This is a genomic window from Xanthomonas sp. LMG 12461 (assembly GCF_009192935.1).
In the GTDB taxonomy this organism is placed as follows: domain Bacteria; phylum Pseudomonadota; class Gammaproteobacteria; order Xanthomonadales; family Xanthomonadaceae; genus Xanthomonas_A; species Xanthomonas_A sontii.
This window is the reverse complement of sequence record NZ_NQYT01000077.1, coordinates 1-20254: the sequence shown is the minus strand read 5'-3', so window position 1 is coordinate 20254 and position 20254 is coordinate 1. Positions and strand designations below refer to the sequence as shown.

Sequence of the window (20254 nt, the reverse complement as noted above, 5' to 3'; positions counted from 1 at the left end):
GGTGTGCTTTCTTTTGGTTACTTTTCTTTGCACAAGCAAAGAAAAGTGACTCGCGCGCCAAGCGCGAAAGCACTTGCACTTGCACTTGCAGTTGCACTTGCAGTTGCACTACGCAGTGCACTCAGAACGAATCGAAAGAAACTAAAGCGCCCGATGCTTCGCCTCGCCAAAGAACGGCGTGTGATGCGCGCAATCGTTCAAGCGCACCACTTCCAGATGCTCCACGTCCGGCCCTTCCAGCAGGTTCAGCGTGGTCGGCGCCTGGCGGAAACTCCACAGCCGCGCGATCGGCAGGCCCAGCACCCGGCACAGGATCACCCGGTTGACCGCATCGTGCGCCACCACCAGCAGCGTGTCGTGCTCGCCCAGGCCCTCGGCGGCGCGGGTCAGGCCGCGCCAGGAGCGCTCCAGCACCTGCCGCAGCGACTCGCCACCCGGCATCAGCACCGTGTCCGGCTCCTCGCGCCAGGCGCGCAGGCGCGCCGGATCCTTCTCGTGGATCTCGCTGGCCAGCAGGCCTTCCCACTCGCCATGGGCGATCTCCTGCAGGTCCGGATCGGTCTGCAGCAACGCCTCGCGCTCAGGGCCCAGGGCGAAGCGCGCGGTGCGCTGCGCGCGGGCCAGCGGCGAGGCCACGGCGCGGGTGAGCGACACCTCGCGCAGGCGTGCGCCCAGCGCCTGCGCCTGGGCGTCGCCGACCGGCGACAGCGGGATGTCGATCTGGCCCTGGTAGCGGCCTTCGGCGTTCCACGGGGTTTCGCCATGGCGGGCGAGCAGAATGCGCATGCGCTGGATTCCTTGGGGGGAAGGGGCCGTCTCGCAAACGAAAACGGAGCGGCATGATACCCGCTCCGTCGCCGGAAACCCTGCGCTGCATCCCGCGTGCCCGCCGCGGCGTGCCGGGGCGGACATGCGGACGGCGGCCGTCGCCGCCGCCCGCCGGAACCCGGCTCACTTGGCCAGGTTCAACTCCTTCAACAGCCGCGGCGCCGGCATCACTTCCTGCATGATCCAGTGCAGGTAGCGCGAATCGACCGCGATCATGCGGGTCATCGCCGGATCGAACACCCAGTTCGAGCTCACCGACTCCCAGTTGCCGTCGAAGGCCAGGCCGACCAGCTTGCCGTGCGCGTCCATCACCGGCGAACCGGAATTGCCGCCGGTGATGTCCAGGTCGGACAGGAAGTTGACCGGCACCGTGCCCAGCCGCTTGTCCTCCAGCCCACCGTAGCGCTTGGCCTTGGCCGCCTCCAGCAGCGCCTTGGGCGAATCGAACGGCTCCACGCCGGTGTCCTTGGCGACCACGCCTTCCAGCGTGGTGAACGGGGTGTAGGCCACGCCGTCCTTCGGCACGTAACCCTTGACGTTGCCGAAGGTGATGCGCAGCGAGGAGTTGGCGTCCGGATACACGAACTCGCCCTGGCTCTTCTTGTAGCCGGCCACGGCCTGCAGGTAGCGCGGACGCGCCAGCAGTTCCTCGCCCTCACGCCGCTTCTCGTCCTGCTCGATCTGCAGCAGGGTCGGCATCAGTGCCACCGCATAGCGCAGCGCCGGGTCGTCGCTGGCCTCGAACGCGGCGCGGTCGGCATGCAGCCACTTCAGGCGCGCTTCGGTATTGCCCAGCTGGGTGCCGGCCAGACGCGTGGCGGCGGCCTGCGCGTCGGCACCGGCCAGCCACTGGTCCAGCGCCGGCAGGCGCTGCGCCTTCGGCAGCTTCAGGTACTGGTCGAACCAGTAGCGCTGCAACTGGCTGTCCATGGCGGCGACGTAGCGGCGCTCCATCTGCTTCATCGCGCCCTCGATCTCGGGCAGGTCGCGCTCCTGGTAGCCCGGCTCGCGTTCGGCGTCCGGCTTGGCGCGTTCGATCGACAGGCGATACAGGGACACCGCACTGCCGAGCACGCCGGTGCGGCGCATCTGCCGCAGCACCAGGTCGCGATCGCGGGTGGCCTTGGCCTGCTCGCCCAGTGCCAGCAGTTGCGCATGCGCCTGCAGCGCGGCCTTGCCCTCGCCGCCCTGGCGCTTGAGCCAGGCCAGCACTGCGTCTTCCTCGGCGTGCTTCTTGGCCGCCGCGTCGATGCGCTTGAAGCCCTCCAGCTGGCCCTCGTAGTTCTTGGCGACGTTGTTCCAGCTGGCCATGGTCGCGGCGTACTTCACCTGGATGTCCGGGTTCTGCTTGCCGGCCTGCTCGACCAGCGCGATCAGGTCGCGGTACTGGCGCGCGGCGGTGGGGTAGCCCCAGCTCGCGGTGGCGTCGAACTCGGAGGCCAGCGCATAGCGGTTGGTGCGGCCCGGGTAGCCGGCGACCATGACGAAATCGCCGGCGCCCAGCGGCTGGTCGGCGAACTTCAGGAAGTGCTTGGGCTGGTACGGCACGTTGTCCTTGGCATAGGCGGCCGGCTTGCCGTCCTTGCCGACGTAGGCACGGTAGAACGAGAAGTCGCCGGTGTGGCGCGGCCACATCCAGTTGTCGACGTCGCCGCCGAACTTGCCGATGCCCGACGGCGGCGCGTAGGCCAGGCGCACGTCGCGGATTTCCAGGGTGCGGAACAGGCGGTAGGTGTTGCCGCCGGAGAAGCTGTACAGCTCGCAGCGGTAGCCGGCATCGGCTTCGCACGCGGCGACCTGGGCCTTGTCGAAATCCTCCAGCGCCTGCGTGCGCTTGAGCGCATCGTTGCCGGCCGCGGCCATCGCCGCCTTGGCCTGCGCGGTGACGTCGGTGATGCGGTCGAGCACGTAGATGCGCGCGTTCGGGCCCGCGCTCAGTTCGGCGCCCTGGCTGGCGGCGCTGAAGCCGTCGCGGATCAGGTTCTTCTGCGGAGTGGAGTTGAGCTGGATCGCGCCATAGGCGCAGTGGTGGTTGGTCACCACCAGGCCCTGCGGCGAGACGAAGCTGGCGGTGCAGCCGCCGAGCGAGACCACCGCGCCCATCGGGTCGCCGGTGAGATCGGACAGTTGTTGCGGCGACAGCTTCAGGCCGGCCTGCTGCAGCGGCCCGGCGATGTCCGGCAACTGCTGCGGGACCCACATGCCCTCGCCAGCGTGGGCGACGGAGGCGCCGGACAGGGCGGCCACGGCGGCGATGGCGACAGCCAACGAATTCGAACGCATCGAATGGTTTCCTTGATGACAGACGTTAGAGTGTAACGGCTGTCATCAAGTGGCCGGACCGTGACCAATGGCACCCTGACCGCGCCGCAACATGGCCGCGTCGGCCGGGCGCTTATACTGCGCGCCCTCTTCCCATCGAATCTGCACCGACATGGCGCAAACAATGAAGGCGCTGGTCAAGCGCGAGGCCGCCAAGGGCATCTGGCTGGAACAGGTGCCGGTGCCGGTGCCCGGCCCCAACGAGGTGCTGATCAAGCTGGAAAAGACCGCGATCTGCGGCACCGACCTGCACATCTACCTGTGGGACGAATGGAGCCAGCGCACCATCAAGCCCGGCCTGACCATCGGCCACGAGTTCGTCGGCCGCATCGCCCAGCTCGGCTCGGCGGTCACCGGCTACGAGGTCGGCCAGCGCGTCTCGGCCGAAGGCCACATCGTCTGCGGCCACTGCCGCAACTGCCGCGGCGGGCGCCCGCACCTGTGCCCGAACACGGTCGGCATCGGCGTCAACGTCAACGGCGCCTTCGCCGAGTACATGGTGATGCCGGCCTCCAACCTGTGGCCGATCCCCGACCAGATCCCGTCCGAACTGGCCGCGTTCTTCGATCCCTACGGCAACGCCGCGCACTGCGCGCTGGAGTTCGACGTGATCGGCGAGGACGTGCTGATCACCGGCGCCGGCCCGATCGGCATCATCGCCGCGGGCATCTGCAAGCACATCGGCGCGCGCAACGTGGTGGTCACCGACGTCAACGACTTCCGCCTGAAGCTGGCCGCGGACATGGGCGCGACCCGCGTGGTCAACGTCGCCAACACCTCGCTCAAGGACGTGATGGCCGACCTGCACATGGAAGGCTTCGACGTGGGCCTGGAGATGAGCGGCAATCCGCGCGCGTTCAACGACATGCTCGACTGCATGTACCACGGCGGCAAGATCGCCATGCTCGGCATCATGCCGCGCGGCGCCGGCTGCGACTGGGACAAGATCATCTTCAAGGGCCTGACCGTGCAGGGCATCTACGGCCGCAAGATGTACGAGACCTGGTACAAGATGACCCAGTTGGTGCTGTCCGGCTTCCCGCTGGGCAAGGTGCTGACCCACCAGCTGACCATCGACGAATTCCAGAAGGGCTTCGACCTGATGGAAGAAGGCAAGGCCGGCAAGGTCGTGCTGAGCTGGTGATGCGCGCGCCGCGGCTACGCGGCGATGCGATGCCGAAAAAGACGAGGGCGCCTCGCGGCGCCCTTCGTCGTTTCACGAGACGATGCGATCAGAACGCGATCGTGCCCGAGACCACCACGCGGTGACCGGCCAGGCGCTCGGTGAAGTTCGCCGCGCCCTTGTTGTCGGTGTCGTAGTAGCCCACGCTCAGCGCCAGCGGGCCGACCATCTTGCCCACGCTGACGTTGTAGTCGGTGTAGTCCTGGTACGCGGTCAACGCGCTTTCGTAGGTGGTGCGGCCGACGTGCGCGCCGACGCTGAAGCCCTGCGGCAGCGACCAGTTCCCGTCCAGCGCGTAGTAGAAGCTGTCCCGGTCCAGGTTGTACACGTTGTCGGTGTAGGCCACGGTCAGGGTGTAGGTCTTGAGGAACTTGGTCTTGGTGATCAGTTCGTTGTAGTTCGACTTGCCGGCGCCCGGATAGCCGTAGCGATTGACCATCACGTCGAAGTTCCAGTCCGGCGAGAAATCGACGTTGTAGCCGACGAAGCCGTCCACTTCCCAATCCGGATCGCCCGCGCCGAAATCGACGTTGGAGCCCCAGGTGCCCACGTACAGGCCGAACGGCGAGGTGTAGGTGAGGCCGGCCTGGAACGCCGGGCCCTTGTTGGTCTGGGAGACGCCACGGAACACGTAGTCGCTGACCACGCCATAGGAGCCGGTGATCGGCGAGGTGGGCTCGTCCTGGGCCAGGACGGTGAGCGGCGAAGCGGCCAGTGCGACGGCCAGGGCGAGAGTGGTCTTGTTCACCGGTCATTCTCCTAGGGTTGACGAGGGAGGGGTGCAGCGACGAGGCGGATGCGCCTTTACGGTTTTTTAACTGCTTTGATCGTGCAGTGCAACAACTTTTCACGCGGCGCATGCCACGCCGTGACACAAAACCCCGGATTCGCGCCAAGCGCGGACACAGCGAGCCGCCGACAGCGGGTGCCGGCCTGCCAGGGAAGGCCCCCGTCCGGATGTGGCGGTCAGGCCGCGACCGGGCAGGCAGCCGCTGGCCACCCCAACGCGCAGACGCGGCTGTCGCCGATCGGCAGGGCGCGATGGCGCCTCAGTCGGGCCGGGCGAAGACCCCGAAACGGCGTGCGCGCAGGTGCAATGGCTGGCCCGGCGCGTAGTCGGGTGCCCCCTCGCCCGCCGGCAGTTCCACCTCGACCTCGTCGTGGCCGTGCGCCAGCTGCGCGCGCAAGCGCAGTCGCGGGCCGCTGCGCTGGATCGACAGCACCGTCGCCGCCCAGCCCTCGTTGCCTGGCGCCAGGTCTTCCGGCCGCACATACAGCTCGACCGGACCACTGGACAGCGGCGTCGACGGCGCCGGCAAGGCCAGGCCGCCGACCTGCACCGCCCCGTCGTGCAGACGCGCGGGCAGCCGGTTCACCGCGCCGACGAAGGCGTAGACGAAGGGCGAAGCCGGCTGCTCGTAGACCTGTGCCGGGCTGCCGATCTGCTCGATCCGGCCGCGGTTGAGGATGGCCACGCGGTCGGCCAGTTCCAGCGCCTCTTCCTGGTCGTGGGTGACGAACACCGTGGTCAGGCCGGTGCGTTCGTGCAGCTCGCGCAGCCAGCGCCGCAGGTCGCGGCGGACCTGCGCGTCGAGCGCGCCGAACGGTTCGTCGAGCAACAGCACGCGCGGCTCGATCGCCAGCGCGCGGGCCAGCGCCACACGCTGGCGCTGGCCGCCGGACAGTTGCGCCGGGTAGCGTCGCTCCAGGTCGTGCAACTGCACCAGCGCCAGCAGCTCCTGCACCCGCGCGCGGATGCGCGACTCGCTCCAGCGCGACTCGCGGCGGACACGCAGACCGAAGGCGATGTTCTCGTACACGCTCATGTGCTTGAACAAGGCGTAGTGCTGGAACACGAAGCCGACCCGGCGCGCCTGCACCGACAGCGCGGTGGCGTCCTCGCCGTGGATCAGCACGCGTCCGCGGTCGGCATGTTCCAGCCCCGCGATCACCCGCAGCAGCGTGGTCTTGCCGGAGCCGGAGGGCCCCAGCAGCGCCAGCAGTTCGCCCTGGCGGATGTCCAGGCTGACGTCGTCGAGCGCGGCGAAATCGCCGAAGCGCTTGCCCAGATGCTGTACGCGAATGCTCATCGCAACCTCAATGTCGGTGAGTGGCGGCCAGCGCCGCGCCGTGGCGCCAGTGCAGCCAGGACTTGACGGCGAGCGTCAGCAGCGCGGTCAGCGCCAGCAGGCTGGCGCAGGCGAAGGCCGCGCTGTAGGCGTATTCGTTGTAGAGGATCTCCACATGCAGCGGCAGCGTGTTGGTGCGCCCGCGGATCTGTCCGGACACCACCGACACCGCACCGAACTCGCCCATCGCCCGCGCACTGCACAGCAGCACGCCGTACAGCAGGCCCCAGCGGATGTTCGGCAGGGTCACCCGCAGGAACGTCTGCCAACCGCTGGCGCCCAGGCTCAGCGCTGCCAGCTCCTCGTCGTCGCCCTGCTGCTCCATCAGCGGCATCAGCTCGCGGGCGATGAAGGGAAAGGTGACGAAGGTGGTCGCCAGCACGATGCCCGGCAGTGCGAACACGATGCGCGGCAGATGCAGCGACACGTCGCCCAGCGGCGGCAGGTGCAGCCACACGCCTTCGTCGATCAACGGCCAGGCCCAGCCGTTGCGGCCGAAGATCAGGATGAACAACAGGCCGGCGACCACCGGCGACACCGAGAACGGCAGGTCGATCAGGCTCACCAGCAGGCGCTTGCCGGGGAAACGGTGCTTGCTGACCGCCCAGGCCGCGGCCACGCCGAACACCAGGTTCAACGGCACCACGATCGCCGCCACCAGCAGGGTCAGGCGGATCGCCGCCAGCGCGTCCGGATCGGAGATCGCGCGCCAGAACACACCGACGCCGCTGCGCAACGCCTCGGTGAACACCAGCAGCAGGGGCAGCAGCAGGAACGCCAGCAGGAAGGCGAGCACGCCGCCGATCAGCAACCGCCGCACCCAGCGCGGCTCGTCGACCACCGAAGCCTGCACGTGCGCGGCGACGGCGACCGCACCGGCCTGCCCGGGAACGTGCGCGGCCAGCGCGGACACAACCGACGCCATCACGCCACCGCCCTGCCGCGCCGCGCGAACCAGGCCTGCGCCCCATTCACCAGCAGCAGCGACAGCAGCGACAACAGCAGCATCGCTGCGGCGATCGCGCTGGCGCCGCCGTAGTCGAACTCTTCCAGGCGGATGGTGATCAGCAATGGCGCAATCTCGGTGGCATTGGGCAGGTTGCCGGCGATGAAGATCACCGAGCCGTACTCGCCGACGCCACGCGCGAAGGCCAGCGCGAATCCGGTCAGCACCGCCGGCCACAGGGTCGGCAGCACTACCCGGCGCACCGTCTGCCAGCGCCCGGCACCGAGCGTGGCCGCCGCCTCTTCCAGTTCGCGCTCGGCCTCGGCCAGCACCGGCTGCACGATCCGCACCACGAACGGCAGCCCCACGAACACCAGCGCCACGACGATGCCCAGTGGCGCGTAAGCGACCTTGACCCCGCTCGCCCCGCTGACCTGCATCAGCCCGACATAGCCGATCAGCAGGCCGCCGACGCCCAGTGCGGCCAGGCTCAGCACGGCGACCGTGCCGAGCAGGCGCTGCAGCACGCGCAGCGGTGCCGGCAGCAGCGCCTGGCTACGCCGCAGCAGCGCGTAGCCGGTCGCCGCCAGCGCCAGCAGCAGCGCCAGCCGCGGCCACCACCAGGCCAGCGTCGGCAGGCTGGCCGCCAGCGCCTGCGTCGGCTGCTCCAGCCAGCGTCCGATCCAGCCGTTGCTGCCGTACAACGCGGTCAGGGCGATGCCGGCCACCGCGGTCGGCAGCGCGAACGGCAGATCGATCATCGCGTCGAACAGGCGCTTGCCGGGAAAGCGATAGCGCACGAACACCCAGGCCACCCAGGTGCCCATCACCGCATTGAACGCGGCCGCGGCCAACGCGGTGCCGAAACTCAAGCGCAACGCCGCCAGCACCCGCGGCTCGCTCCACACCCGCCACACGCCGTCCCAGCCCAGCCCGCTGGTCTTGAGCAGCACCGCGAACAAGGGGATCAGCACCACCAGTCCCAGCCAGGTCAGGGTGATGCCCAGACTCAGCCCCAACCCCGGCATCACCCGGCGCTGGCGCGGGGCGCGGGCAACGGCGGCGGCGGTCACGGCCATCGCGTCACTTGCTCGCCTGGATCTGGTCGAACAGGCCGCCGTCGTCGAAGTGCGTGGCCTGCGCCTTGGCCCAGGACCCGAACGCCTGATCGATGGTGACCAGGCGCACCTTCGGCAGCCGCGCCAGATCGGCGCGATCGGCGTACTCGGGATGGCGCGGCCGGTAATAGTGTCTGGCCGCGATCTTCTGTCCTTCCGGCGAGTACAGGTACTTCAGGTATTCCTCGGCCACCGCGCGGGTGCCGTGCTTGTCCACGTTCTTGTCGACCAGCGCCACCGACGGCTCGGCCAGGATCGACAGCTTCGGCACGACGATCTCGAACTTGTCCTGGCCCAGTTCCTGCTGCGCCAGGAACGCCTCGTTCTCCCAGGCCAGCAGCACGTCGCCGATGCCACGCTGGACGAAGGTGGTGGTGGCGCCGCGCGCGCCGGTATCCAGCACCGGCACGTTGCGGAACAGCGCGCGCATGTAGTTGAGGATGCGTTCGCGGTCGCCCTTGAAGATGTGGTCGGCGTAGGCCCAGGCAGCCAAGTAGTTCCAGCGCGCGCCGCCGGAGGTCTTGGGATTGGGCGTGATCACCGACACGCCACTGCGCAGCAGATCGGGCCAGTCCTTGATCCCCTTCGGATTGCCCTTGCGCACCAGGAACACGATGGTCGAGGTGTACGGCGCGCTGTTGTCGGGCAGGCGCGTAGCCCAGTTCGCATCGATCAGCTTGCTCTTGGCGGCGATCGCATCGACGTCGTAGGCCAATGCCAGCGTCACCACGTCCGCCTCGACCCCGTCGATCACCGCGCGCGCCTGCTTGCCGGAGCCACCGTGCGAGGTCTCCACCGCGACCTGCTCGCCGGGATGCAGTTGCGCCCAGTGCCTGGCGAAGGCGGCGTTGTAGTCCCGGTACAGCTCGCGGGTGGGATCGTAGGACACGTTGAGCAGTTGCGTCTCGGCGGCGGCCGCGGCCCCGGCGAACACGCACAGTGCGAGCGCGAGCAGCGGGCGCCAGCGGCGCGGCGGAAGGCTGGACATTGGCGGTTCTCCGAAAACACACAGGCCGACGCCGCGGCCGATACCCGCCGCGGACCATGACGCATGCTGCGCAGCGGCAGGCGGCGGGTGAAATGACTTCACGGCAGCGGCTCATGCCATTTGTGCATGACGGCCGCGGCCGGCGCGGGCGCCGCGGTAAAATCGCCGCTTCTTTCCGCCGCGCGTGCCCGTCATGACCGACTCCCGCCTCACCCAGCACTACGCCGAGGAACTGGACGCGATCCGCGCCCAGGGCCTGTTCAAGTCCGAGCGCATCATCGTCGGCCCGCAGGCGGCGGAAATCGTCCTCGCCGACGGCCGCCGCGTGCTGAACTTCTGCGCCAACAACTACCTGGGCCTGGCCGATCATCCGGCACTGATCCAGGCCGCCAAGGACGCGCTGGACACGCACGGCTTCGGCATGGCCTCGGTGCGCTTCATCTGTGGCACCCAGGACCTGCACAAGCAACTGGAAGCGCAGATCGCCACGTTCTTCGGCACCGAGGACACCATCCTCTACGCCGCCTGCTTCGACGCCAACGGCGGCCTGTTCGAACCGCTGCTCGGCGAGCACGACGCGATCATCTCCGACGCGCTCAACCACGCCTCGATCATCGACGGCGTGCGCCTGTGCAAGGCCAAGCGCTTCCGCTACGCCAACTGCGACATGGCCGATCTGGAAGCGCAGCTGCAGGCGGCCGACGCCGCCGGCTGCAAGACCAAGCTGATCACCAGCGACGGCGTGTTCTCGATGGACGGCTTCATCGCTCCGCTGGACGAGATCACCGCGCTGGCGAAGAAGTACAACGCGCTGGTGCACATCGACGAATGCCATGCCACCGGCTTCCTCGGCGCCAGCGGCCGCGGCTCGGCCGAGGTCAAGGGCGTGCTGGACCGGATCGATATCGTCACCGGCACCCTGGGCAAGGCCATGGGCGGCGCGCTGGGCGGTTTCACCACCGGCCGCCGCGAGGTGATCGAACTGCTGCGCCAGCGCTCGCGGCCCTACCTGTTCTCCAACTCGCTGCCGCCGCACGTGGTCGCGGCCGGGATCAAGGCCTTCGCGATGCTCGACGCGGCCGACGACCTGCGCGCGCGCCTGGTCGAGAACACCGCCTACTTCCGCGAGCGCATGGCCGCCGCCGGTTTCGACATCAAGCCCGGCACCCATCCGATCTGCCCGGTGATGCTGTACGACGCGCCGCTGGCGCAGCGCTTCGCCGAGCGGCTGCTGGAGGAAGGCATCTACGCCATCGGCTTCTTCTTCCCGGTGGTGCCCAAGGGCCAGGCACGGATCCGCACCCAGATCAGCGCCGCGCACACCCGCGCCCACCTGGACCGGGCGATCGACGCGTTCACCCGCATCGGCCGCGAACTGGGCGTACTCGCCGCCTGAGATGCGCGCCGCGCTGCGCCAACGGCTGTTGCTGGCGGCGCAGACCGACGCCCAGGCGCAAGCGCTGGAGGACGGCTGGGAGACCCGCTGCCTGCATTGCCGCCGGCGCCTGCGCCTGCGCGCTGACGGCGAACCGCTCGGACACAGCACGCTGGAACACGTAGTGCCGCAGGCCTGGTTCGGGCGCCGCGTCGCCGCGGCGCTGTGCGCCCAGGTCGGCGACGATCCCAACGATGCCCGAAACCTGGCGCTGGCCTGCGCCGGCTGCAATCACGCCAAGGGCCGTCACCACGATGCGCGCGGGCCGCAGGATGCGCGCGCCCGTGAGGTGGTGGTGGCGTTACTCAGCGCGCGGCTGGCGCGCTGGCGTCCGCCGCCGGCGCCAACGCCGTGACTTCGGCGGCGCTGAGCTCGCGCCACGCGCCCTTGCCCAGATCGCCCAGCACCAGGTCGCCGATCGCTACCCGCACCAGCCGCAGCACGTCCAGGCCAAGCGCGGCCAGCAGCCGCCGGATCTGCCGGTTGCGGCCTTCGTCCAGCACCACTTCCAGCCAGGCATGGCGCTCGCCCTGGCGCAGCAGGCGCGCCTGCTTGGCCCGCAGCGGTTCGCCATCGTCGACCACGCCGGCACACATCCGTGCCAGCAGCGCCGCGTCGGGCACCGCGTTCACCTGCACGTGATAGGTCTTGTCCGGGCCGCTGCCCGGATCGGTGACCCGCGCCGCCCACTGCGGGTCGTTGCTGAACAGCAGCAGGCCCTCGCTGGCCTTGTCCAGGCGCCCGACCGGCGCCAGCCACGGCAGGCCGGCACCGTCGAAACAGCGGTACACGGTGTCGCGGCCACGCTCATCCTGCGCACTGGTGACCAGCCCGCGCGGCTTGTTGAGCATCAGGTACCGGCGCGCGGTGTCGGCCAGCGGCGCGCCGTCCACGGCCAGCCGGTGGCGGCCCTGCACGATCGGGAATTCGGGATCGGTGACGATGCGTCCGTCGACGGCGACGCGGCCGGCGGCGATCCAGCGCGCGGCCTCGGTGCGCGAGCACAGGCCCAGCTTGGACAGGGTGCGGGCCAGGCCGTGCCGCGGCGCGGCCGGCGTGGCGTCGCGCGCCGGCGGGCGCGGACGCGCGGGCGCCGCCTGGGGCGACGCCGGACGGCGGGAACGCGGCGGCTTGGCCCCTCGCACGGCGCGGACGGGCGCGGCCGCGAGCGGCCGCGCGCCGGACTTACTGCTTGTTGGCGTCGGCCGGCGCCGGCGCCTCGGCGGCGGCAGCGGCAGGTGCAGCGGCCGGACGCGCCTTGACCACGCGCACGCCACGCGCCTTCATCCAGGCGTCGAACTCCTCGGCGGTCATGCGCTTGCCGTTCTGGCTCATGTCGAACCGCCACGGCGTGTTGTCGAAGGCGGTGGCCGGCTTGTAGGCAGCCGGATCGTTCGGCTTCACCGCGCCCGGGGTGGCATTGGCCAGGCTCTGGCAGCCTTCGGCGCGCAGCCGCAGCAGCACGCGGTCCAGCGACTGGTCGCTGCTGTAGGACTGGGTCAGCACGCCGCTGGGCATACCCAGCTGCACGTTGCGGCTGAACAGTTCCGAAGCGACCGGCGCGGCGACCGTGGCCGGCAGCGCCAGCGGCTTGGGCAGCAGATCGCCGGAGCAATCCGGCGCGGCGTGGGCCGCAGGAATCAGGGCAAGCGCGAGCAGGCTGGCCGTCACGATACGCAGCATCGGTTTTTTTCCATTCAGGCGAGTCGACGAGCGAGTGTAGGCAGGCCCCGGCGTGCTTTCAACTGTTACCGGCATTACACGCGCTAAATAATTGGGATTGCTGAAAAAATTCAGCTTGAATGCTTTGTGCATCCTGCAGAAGCGGCTTCAGCCGCGGCGGGCATTTCCGGGACGTCTGTCGCGGCTGAAGCCGCTCCCACAACGACACCGACATACATTTCCCCCCACAAAAACAAAGCCCGGCACGAGGCCGGGCTTTGCTTGAGACTGGAAGCGTCCGATCAGTTCTGGACGTTCAGCTCGGTACGACGGTTCTTCGCACGGCCTTCCGGATTGTCCGAACCATCCGGGTTGGTGTTCGGGGCAATCGGACGGCTCTCGCCGTAGCCGATCGGACCGACCAGACGCGAAGCGCTGACGCCGTTCTTGGTCAGGTAGTCGTACACGACGCGGGCGCGGCGCTCGGACAGCTTCTGGTTGTAGGCTTCGGTGCCCTTCGAGTCGGTGTGACCGGCAACCTCGACGCGCAGGTCGGGGTAACGCTTCAGGATCTCGGTGGCCTCGCCCAGGATCGCCACGGCGTCCGGACGCAGGTTCGCCTTGTTGAAGTCGAAGTTGACGCCCTTCAGGTCGATCGACACCGGCACCGGGCAGCCGTCCGGACCGATGGTCTGGCCAGGCTGGGAGTTCGGGCACTTGTCGTCGCAGTTGTTGACGCCGTCACCATCGTCGTCCAGATCAGCGCAGCTCGGCGCAGCGGCCGGCGGCGGCGGCGGGGCGACCGGGGCAGCCGGCGGCGGGCCCAGCGGGATCACGACGCCGACCGAAGCCAGCACGTCGCCGAACCAGTTCTGCGACGGAGCGGCAACGCTCTGGTCGTCGAAGTCAGCGCGGTAGGCCACTTCGGCACGCACGGCAACGCGCTTGTCGAAGGTGGTCTGCAGACCGACGCCCGCCTTGGCGGCAAAGTTGCCGTCCTTGCGCTGGCCCGGGGAGACCGGACCGCCGGTGTCGAACTCTTCTTCCGAGCGCTGGTAGCCCAGGCCGAACAGCAGGTACGGGTTCCAGCCGCGGCCTTCCTGGATGAAGTGGCGACGCAGGTCGAACGAGATGCCGTACTGGCTCCAGTTCAGGTCCTGGTTCTTGTCGAAGTTCGGGTTCTGATAGTTCAGCTCACCGTCCAGCGACCAGTTCGGGTTGATGAACTTGCCCAGGCCCAGGGTGACGAAGGGCGCATCGTTGGTGGTGCGGTCCTTGTCCTGGAAGTTGAAACCAGCCGAACCGGTCAGGTACCAGCGGTCGTCGAATTCCTGTGCGGACGCTGCCTGGGCGACGGCCAGACCGCCCAGCAACGCGGCGGTGAGAATTTTCTTGTTCATTAATACAACTCCTTGTTTCGGGGAGATAGAAACCGGTAGAGGCATGGTTCAGTACAGATGTCTCGTCACATCCAGACGGCCGTTTCCGCACGCCATCGCCGCGCACATTATGCGCGGCATAGTGAAGATGGCGTTAACGAGCACGTAACATGTGAAAGTCAACGCCAGCCCCTCCTAGGCCGTGGATACACCCTATACAGGTTGATGAAATCCCGCAATGCGGCGCGGAGATGACCATTTGCGGTCGTAGACAACGGCTCGCAGGGCGACCCAGGTCTCACCGCGGCCGCGCCCACGGCGGCGGGTCGGCCAACTCGGCCTGCATGAACTCGACGAAGGCCCGCACCCGCGGCGGCACCAGCCGGCGCTGCGGCATCACCGCGTGGATGCCGGTCTCGGTCAGCGGGTAGTCCGCCAGTACCTGACACAACCGCCCCTGGCGCAGGTCCTCGGCCACGTGCCATTCCGAATGCAGGGCGATGCCCTGCCCGTTGACCGCGGCATCGCGCAGCACCTCGCCGAAGTTGGTCTCCAGCGGCCCGGCCACGCGGACCGCGATTTCGCCGTCGGGTCCCTGCAGCCGCCAGGTGTCCTGGCGGCCGTCGCTGCCGGTCAGCAGCAGGCAGGCGTGCGCGGCCAGGTCGGCCGGCGTGGCCGGGGTGCCATGGCGGCGCAGGTAGTCGGGCGAGGCGCAGAGCATGCGCCGATTGCCGGCCAGGCGCCGCGCGACCAGGCTGGAGTCGCGCAGGGTGCCGATGCGGATCGCCAGGTCGAAGCCTTCGCTGACCAGGTCGACGACGTTGTCGCTCAGGTGCACGCTCAGTCGCACCTGCGGATGCAGCGCCATGAAGCGCGGCAGCAGCGGCGACACATACAGGCGGCCGAACGCCGCCGACATCGTCACCCGCAGGGTGCCGGCGGCGACGACGCCGGCCTGGCGCAGGCCGCCGGCCAGCGATTCCAGATCCTCGACCAGCGGCCGCCCCTGCTCGGCCAGTTGCAGGCCTTCCGGGGTCGGGTGCAGACGCCGCGTGGTCCGGTGCAGCAGGCGCACGCCGAGCGCGCGCTCCAGCCGCTGCAGCCGCTGGCTGGCCACCGCCACCGACAGGTCCAGGCTGCGCGCGGCGGCGCTGATCGAGCCGAGGTCGAGCACGCGCAGGAACAGGGCGATATCGCCGATCCGGTCCATTGTGTGGATTCCATTGAAAGTTGTTCAATATTTTTACTGTTTTTGCTGAGAACCTGCAGGCCTAGGCTGCCGTCCTCCCGTCACTTCCGGAGCCGCCGCATGGCCGCCTCGCTCGCTCCACCTCCCCAGCAACCCGCTGCCGGGCGCACGCCGCTCGCGTTGTACGCGCTGACCGCCGGCGCCTTCGGCATCGGCACCACCGAGTTCGTGATCATGGGCCTGCTGCTGCAGGTCGCCGCCGACCTGCGGGTCAGCGTCCCCGCCGCGGGGCTGCTGATCTCCGGCTATGCACTGGGCGTGTTCCTCGGCGCGCCGCTGCTGACCGTGGCCAGTCGGCGCTGGCCGCGCAAGCGCGTGCTGCTGGCGCTGATGGTGGTGTTCACCGCCGGCAACCTGGCCTGCGCGCTGGCGCCGAGCTATGCGGCACTGATGGCGGCGCGGGTGGTGACCTCGCTGGCGCACGGCACCTTCTTCGGCGTCGGCGCGGTGGTCGCCACCACCCTGGTGCCGCCGCAGCGCAAGGCCTCGGCGATCTCGACGATGTTCACCGGCCTCACCGTCGCCACCCTGCTCGGGGTGCCGGCCGGCGCCTGGCTGGGCCTGCACCATGGCTGGCGCGCCACGTTCTGGGCGGTGGCGGCGATCGGTGCTCTGGCTACCGTGGTGATCGCCGCACTGGTGCCGGCCAACCGCGATGCCACACCGGCGCCGCCGCTGCGCGAGGAGCTGCGCGCGGTCGGCCGCGGCCCGGTGCTGCTGGGGTTGGCGACGACAGTGCTTGGGTATGCGGGCGTGTTCGCCGTGTACACCTACGTGCAGCCGCTGCTGACCCAGGTCACCGGCGTGGCCGACAGTGCGGTGTCGCCGCTGCTGCTGGTGTTCGGCGTGGGCATGATCGTCGGCAATGTGCTCGGCGGCCGCCTGGCCGACCGCCGCCCGCGGCAGGCGCTGCCGCTGAGCCTGGGCGTGCTGGCCGTGGTGCTGGCGGCGCTGACCCTCGCCTTGCCGTCGGCACCGGCGATGACGCTGGGCATCGGCATGCTGGGCGTGGCCGCGTTCGCCACGGTGGCGCCACTGCAGGTGTGGGTGCTGGGCAAGGCCGGCGAGGCCGGCCGGCATCTGGCCTCGAGCCTGAACATCGGCGCGTTCAACCTGGGCAATGCGCTGGGCGCCTGGCTCGGCGGTCTGGTGCTCAGCCACGGCGGCACCCTGTCGCAACTGCCGTGGGTGGCGGCGCTGCTGACCCTGGCCGGATTGGCGGTGGCGCTAGGCGCGCTGCGGCTGTCGCCGGCCGCTGCCAGCCCTGCGGCCAGCACCGGCGCAGGCTGCGCCGCAGGCGGTGCGGCATGAGCCGGGCGATGGCGACGGCCGCGCTGGCGACGGCGCTGCTGGGCACCCTCGCGCTGCCGGCCGACGCAGCGCCGCGCGACTGGGTCGCGACCTGGCAGGCCAGCCCGCAACCGCTGTGGGCCGCGGACTTCCCGTTCCCGACACAGACGCCGTTCCACCTGTGGCGGCAGACCGTGCGCCAGGTGGCGCGGGTCAGCCTGGGTGGCAGCGAGGTGCGGGTGGAGCTGAGCAACGCCTATGGCGACACGCCGCTGCACATCGGCGCCGCCTCGCTGGCCCTGGCTGGCGACGGCGCTGCGACCCTGCCCGGCTCGCAACGGCCGCTGCGCTTCGGCGGCAAGAGCGAGGTGACCGTGCCGCCGGGCGCGCCGGTGCTCAGCGACCCGGTGGCGCTGAGCGTGCCGGACCTGGCCCGGCTCAGCATCAGCCTGTACCTGCCGCAGCCGACCGCGCCGTCGACCTTCCACTGGGAAGGCCTGCAGAGCGCATGGCTGGCCGCGGGCGACCGCACCGCCGACGCCACGCTGGCCGACGCCACGGCATTGCCGGTGCGGCTGTTCGTCAGCGGCGTCCAGGTGCGCCGTGCCGATGCGGCCGGGGCGGTGGTGGCGCTGGGCGATTCCATCACCGACGGCGCCGCCTCGACGCCGGGGCAGGACCGACGCTGGCCGGACCAGTTGGCCACGCGGCTGGCGGCACAGCGGGTGGCGGTGCTCAACGCCGGCATCTCCGGCGGCCGCGTGCTGCGCGACCGCATCGGCCGCAACGCGCTGGCGCGGCTGGACCGCGACGTGCTGGCGCAGCCCGGCGTGCGCACCCTGATCCTGTTGATGGGCATCAACGACATCAGTTGGTACGCCACGCCGTTCGCGCCGGACGATGCACCGGTATCGGCCGAGGAGCTGATCGCCGGCTACCGGCAGGTGCTGCAGCGCGCGCAGGCGCGCGGCCTGCGGGTGATCGGCGCCACCCTCACCCCGTTCGAGGGCGCGCTGCCGGACTCGCCGATCCCCGGCTACTACAGCCCGCAGAAAGAGGCCGTGCGCCAGCAGGTCAATGCCTGGCTGCGCGCGGGCAACGGCTTCGACGCGATCCTGGATTTCGATGCCCTGTTACGCGACCCCGCGCATCCGGCGCGGATGCGCGCGGATTTCGACTCGGGCGATCACCTGCATCCCAGCGATGCGGGTTACGCGGCCATGGCCGAGGCCGCCGCGCAGTTGCTCGGCGCCGACGCAACCGCGCGCCCTCCTGCTCACGCCACTGCGGACGCGGTCGACGCCGCCGCCGCAGCGCGCTGACGCCTTCTCTCCCCCTTCCCCACCATCAGGAGTGTTCCATGGAATACCGTCATCTCGGCGCGTCCGGCTTCAAGGTCCCCGTGCTCAGCTTCGGCACCGGCACCTTCGCCGGTACCGATCCCTTCTTCGCCACCTGGGGCAACTCGGACGTGGACCAGGCGCGGCGCCTGATCGACATCTGCCTGGAGGCCGGCGTCACCCTGTTCGACAGCGCCGACGTCTACTCCGGCGGCGCCGCCGAATCGGTGCTGGGCGCGGCGATCAAGGGCCGCCGCGATCAGGTGCTGCTGTCGACCAAGGCCGGCTTCCGCTTCGACCGCGCCGCAGCCAACAGCGTCGGTTCCTCGCGCTTCCACCTGGTGCGCGCGGTGGAAGCGGCGCTGACCCGCCTGGGCACCGACTACCTCGACCTGTTCCAGTTGCACGGCTTCGACGCGCACACGCCGGTGGAGGAAACCCTGTCCACGCTCGACGACCTGGTGCGCGCCGGCAAGATCCGCTACCTGGGCGTGTCCAACTTCTCCGGCTGGCAGCTGATGAAATCGCTGGCGGTGGCCGACCGTCACGGCTGGTCGCGCTATGTCGCGCACCAGGCCTATTACTCGCTGATCGGGCGCGACTACGAAGAGGAACTGATGCCGCTGGGCCTGGACCAGGGCGTCGGCGCGCTGGTGTGGAGCCCGCTGGGCTGGGGCCGGCTGACCGGCAAGCTGCGCCGTGGCCAGCCGCTGCCGGAGAGCAGCCGCCTGCACGACAAGGCGGTCACCGAGGCCGGCCCGCCAGTGCAAGAGGAGCGCCTGTACCGGGTGATCGACGCCCTGGAAGCCATCGCCGCCGAAACCGGCCGCAGCGTGCCGCAGATCGCACTGAACTGGCTGTTGCAGCGGCCGACGGTCAGCAGCGTGATCATTGGCGCACGGACCGAAGACCAGTTGCGGCAGAATCTGGGGGCGGTCGGCTGGACCCTCGATCCCGCCCACGTGCAACAGCTGGATGCGGCCAGCGCGGCGGTACCGGCGTATCCGTACTGGCACCAGCGCGGCTTCGCCGAGCGCAACCCGCGGCCGGTCTGAGCCGCGGCCGTGCCCTCCTTTCCTTCACGTCCAGGAGCCTCCATGAAAGCGGTCGCCACCTTCCATCCCCTGCCGATCGACGATCCGCAGTCGCTGCACGACCTCGACCTGCCGACGCCCCCCGCGCCCGCCGGCCACGACCTGCTGGTGCGGGTGGAGGCGGTGTCGGTCAATCCGGTGGACACCAAGGTCCGCGCCAAGGGCGCGAGCGACGGCCAGCCCAAGGTACTGGGCTACGACGCCGCCGGCGTGGTCGAGGCGGTCGGGCCCGAGGTCGACGGCTTCGAGCCGGGCGACGAGGTCTACTACGCCGGCGACATCACCCGCGCCGGCAGCAACGCGCAATACCAGCTGGTGGATGCGCGCATCGTCGCGCGCAAGCCGGCCACGCTGGACTTCGCCCAGGCCGCGGCGCTCCCGCTGACCACCCTGACCGCCTGGGAGCTGCTGTTCCAGCGCATGCCGTTCGACTTCGACGACGAACACAACCGCGGCCGCCGCCTGCTGGTGATCGGCGGCGCCGGCGGGGTCGGCTCGATCGCGATCCAGCTGGCGCGGCATGCCGGCTTCGAGGTGATCGCCACCGCCTCGCGGCCGCAGACCCGCGACTGGTGCCTGCAACTCGGCGCGCACCACGTGATCGACCATCGCCAGGAACTGGCGCCGCAGCTGCAGGCAGTGGGCATCGACCAGGTGGACGCCGCATTGAACCTGGCCGACACCGACCGCTACTGGCAGGCGCTGGGCGAGTTGCTGGCGCCGCAGGGCCACGTCGGGCTGATCGTCGAGCCGAGCGGTCCACTGCACATCGGCGACCCGTACAAGGCCAAGTGCATCGGCATCCACTGGGAAATGATGTTCGCGCGCGCCCGTTTCCGCACCGAAGACATGATCGAACAGCACCGCATCCTGGCACGCACCGCCAGCCTGGTGGACGCCGGCGAACTACGCACCACCCTGACCGAGACCCTGACCCCGATCAACGCCACCACCCTGCGCGAGGCACACCGCCGCCTGGAGTCGGGCAGCACCATCGGCAAACTGGCGCTGGTCGGCTGGGGCTGAGCAGGCGGCGCAGCGATCGAAACATTGGCGCGATCGCCCCGCCGACCGTAACCGCTCCCGCTCCTGCTCCTGCTCCCGCTGTTGCTTGTGCTGTTGCTGTGCTTTTGATCTACCGGGTTCCCTCGGCGCGGCAGACACGACGGGCGAATACCCGAAGGGCGACGCGCAGGATGCGCGTCGTTTTCCGCCGGCACATGGATGTGCCGTCGGAAAATGCCCGTCGTGGCTGCGAACCCGGAGCGCGTAGCGCGGAGGGCGCGCTGCG

18 protein-coding genes are annotated in these 20254 nt (G+C 69.7%); 7 read left to right on the top strand and 11 right to left on the bottom strand.

Annotated features, from left to right (window positions below; all coding sequences use genetic code 11):
- Nucleotides 1-141 precede the first annotated feature (141 nt).
- Nucleotides 142-786 (bottom strand): histidine phosphatase family protein, encoded by a 645-nt coding sequence (locus CEK68_RS18470; protein ID WP_150410603.1) that lies wholly within the window; start codon nt 784-786, stop codon nt 142-144.
- A gap of 165 nt (nt 787-951) precedes the next feature.
- A complete protein-coding gene (locus tag CEK68_RS18465) occupies nt 952-3111 on the bottom strand; it encodes a S46 family peptidase (RefSeq protein ID WP_152240257.1) in 2160 nt (719 codons plus the stop codon).
- 151 nt (nt 3112-3262) lie between these two features.
- Between CEK68_RS18465 and tdh the strand changes: the two genes are divergently transcribed.
- A complete protein-coding gene (tdh, locus tag CEK68_RS18460; RefSeq protein ID WP_026144006.1) occupies nt 3263-4294 on the top strand; it encodes an L-threonine 3-dehydrogenase in 1032 nt (343 codons plus the stop codon).
- Between the two features lie 88 nt (nt 4295-4382).
- Here tdh and CEK68_RS18455 read toward each other — a convergent pair whose 3' ends face one another.
- The 5 genes from CEK68_RS18455 to CEK68_RS18430 all read right to left on the bottom strand — a co-directional run bounded on the left by CEK68_RS18455 (nt 4383) and on the right by CEK68_RS18430 (nt 9514).
- Nucleotides 4383-5081, bottom strand: coding sequence for a TorF family putative porin (locus tag CEK68_RS18455; protein ID WP_017910766.1), 699 nt, complete (start codon nt 5079-5081; stop codon nt 4383-4385).
- A 301-nt stretch (nt 5082-5382) separates the two neighbouring features.
- Complete coding sequence (locus CEK68_RS18450) at nt 5383-6423, bottom strand: sulfate/molybdate ABC transporter ATP-binding protein (protein WP_152240256.1); 1041 nt, start codon at nt 6421-6423, stop codon at nt 5383-5385.
- A gap of 7 nt (nt 6424-6430) precedes the next feature.
- A complete protein-coding gene (gene cysW / locus CEK68_RS18445) occupies nt 6431-7387 on the bottom strand; it encodes a sulfate ABC transporter permease subunit CysW (RefSeq protein WP_150410600.1) in 957 nt (318 codons plus the stop codon).
- Nucleotides 7387-8487 (bottom strand): ABC transporter permease subunit, encoded by a 1101-nt coding sequence (locus CEK68_RS21470; RefSeq protein ID WP_043092975.1) that lies wholly within the window; start codon nt 8485-8487, stop codon nt 7387-7389. Before CEK68_RS21470 ends, cysW begins: the two co-directional genes overlap by 1 nt.
- Before the next feature lie 4 nt (nt 8488-8491).
- Nucleotides 8492-9514 (bottom strand): sulfate ABC transporter substrate-binding protein, encoded by a 1023-nt coding sequence (locus CEK68_RS18430; protein WP_017917609.1) that lies wholly within the window; start codon nt 9512-9514, stop codon nt 8492-8494.
- A 193-nt stretch (nt 9515-9707) separates the two neighbouring features.
- On the opposite strand from CEK68_RS18430, the gene kbl reads away from it, so the two are divergent.
- Nucleotides 9708-10910 carry a glycine C-acetyltransferase gene (gene kbl / locus CEK68_RS18425; protein ID WP_148829681.1) on the top strand — a complete coding sequence of 401 codons (1203 nt, stop codon included), beginning with the start codon at nt 9708-9710 and terminating at the stop codon, nt 10908-10910.
- 1 nt (nt 10911) lies between these two features.
- Nucleotides 10912-11304 carry an HNH endonuclease gene (locus CEK68_RS18420; protein WP_152240255.1) on the top strand — a complete coding sequence of 131 codons (393 nt, stop codon included), beginning with the start codon at nt 10912-10914 and terminating at the stop codon, nt 11302-11304.
- Here the strand turns inward: CEK68_RS18420 and CEK68_RS18415 are convergent.
- The 4 genes from CEK68_RS18415 to CEK68_RS18400 form a co-directional block, all read right to left on the bottom strand.
- Nucleotides 11255-11983: a pseudouridine synthase gene (locus CEK68_RS18415; RefSeq protein ID WP_226977955.1), complete on the bottom strand. Its 729-nt coding sequence runs from the start codon at nt 11981-11983 to the stop codon at nt 11255-11257. The genes CEK68_RS18420 and CEK68_RS18415 overlap by 50 nt on opposite strands.
- A gap of 151 nt (nt 11984-12134) precedes the next feature.
- The gene (locus CEK68_RS18410; protein ID WP_148829683.1) at nt 12135-12632 is read right to left on the bottom strand and encodes a hypothetical protein; all 498 of its coding nucleotides are present in this window, start codon (nt 12630-12632) and stop codon (nt 12135-12137) included.
- 281 nt (nt 12633-12913) lie between these two features.
- On the bottom strand, nt 12914-14011 hold the full coding sequence (locus tag CEK68_RS18405) for an OmpA family protein (protein WP_017909479.1): 1098 nt from the start codon (nt 14009-14011) through the stop codon (nt 12914-12916).
- Nucleotides 14012-14288: 277 nt separating this feature from the next.
- Entirely contained in the window at nt 14289-15200 is a 912-nt protein-coding gene (locus CEK68_RS18400) for a LysR family transcriptional regulator (protein ID WP_152240253.1), read from the bottom strand.
- 99 nt (nt 15201-15299) lie between these two features.
- On the opposite strand from CEK68_RS18400, the gene CEK68_RS18395 reads away from it, so the two are divergent.
- Genes CEK68_RS18395 through CEK68_RS18380 form a run of 4 tightly spaced genes read left to right on the top strand, consistent with a single transcriptional unit; the run spans nt 15300 to nt 19989 of the window.
- A complete protein-coding gene (locus tag CEK68_RS18395) occupies nt 15300-16550 on the top strand; it encodes an MFS transporter (RefSeq protein WP_152240252.1) in 1251 nt (416 codons plus the stop codon).
- Nucleotides 16547-17851: an SGNH/GDSL hydrolase family protein gene (locus CEK68_RS18390; RefSeq protein WP_152240251.1), complete on the top strand. Its 1305-nt coding sequence runs from the start codon at nt 16547-16549 to the stop codon at nt 17849-17851. The genes CEK68_RS18395 and CEK68_RS18390 overlap by 4 nt, the downstream gene beginning before the upstream one ends.
- A gap of 38 nt (nt 17852-17889) precedes the next feature.
- Nucleotides 17890-18924 carry an aldo/keto reductase gene (locus CEK68_RS18385; protein ID WP_152240250.1) on the top strand — a complete coding sequence of 345 codons (1035 nt, stop codon included), beginning with the start codon at nt 17890-17892 and terminating at the stop codon, nt 18922-18924.
- A 42-nt stretch (nt 18925-18966) separates the two neighbouring features.
- Entirely contained in the window at nt 18967-19989 is a 1023-nt protein-coding gene (locus CEK68_RS18380) for a zinc-binding alcohol dehydrogenase family protein (RefSeq protein ID WP_152240249.1), read from the top strand.
- Nucleotides 19990-20254 lie beyond the last annotated feature (265 nt).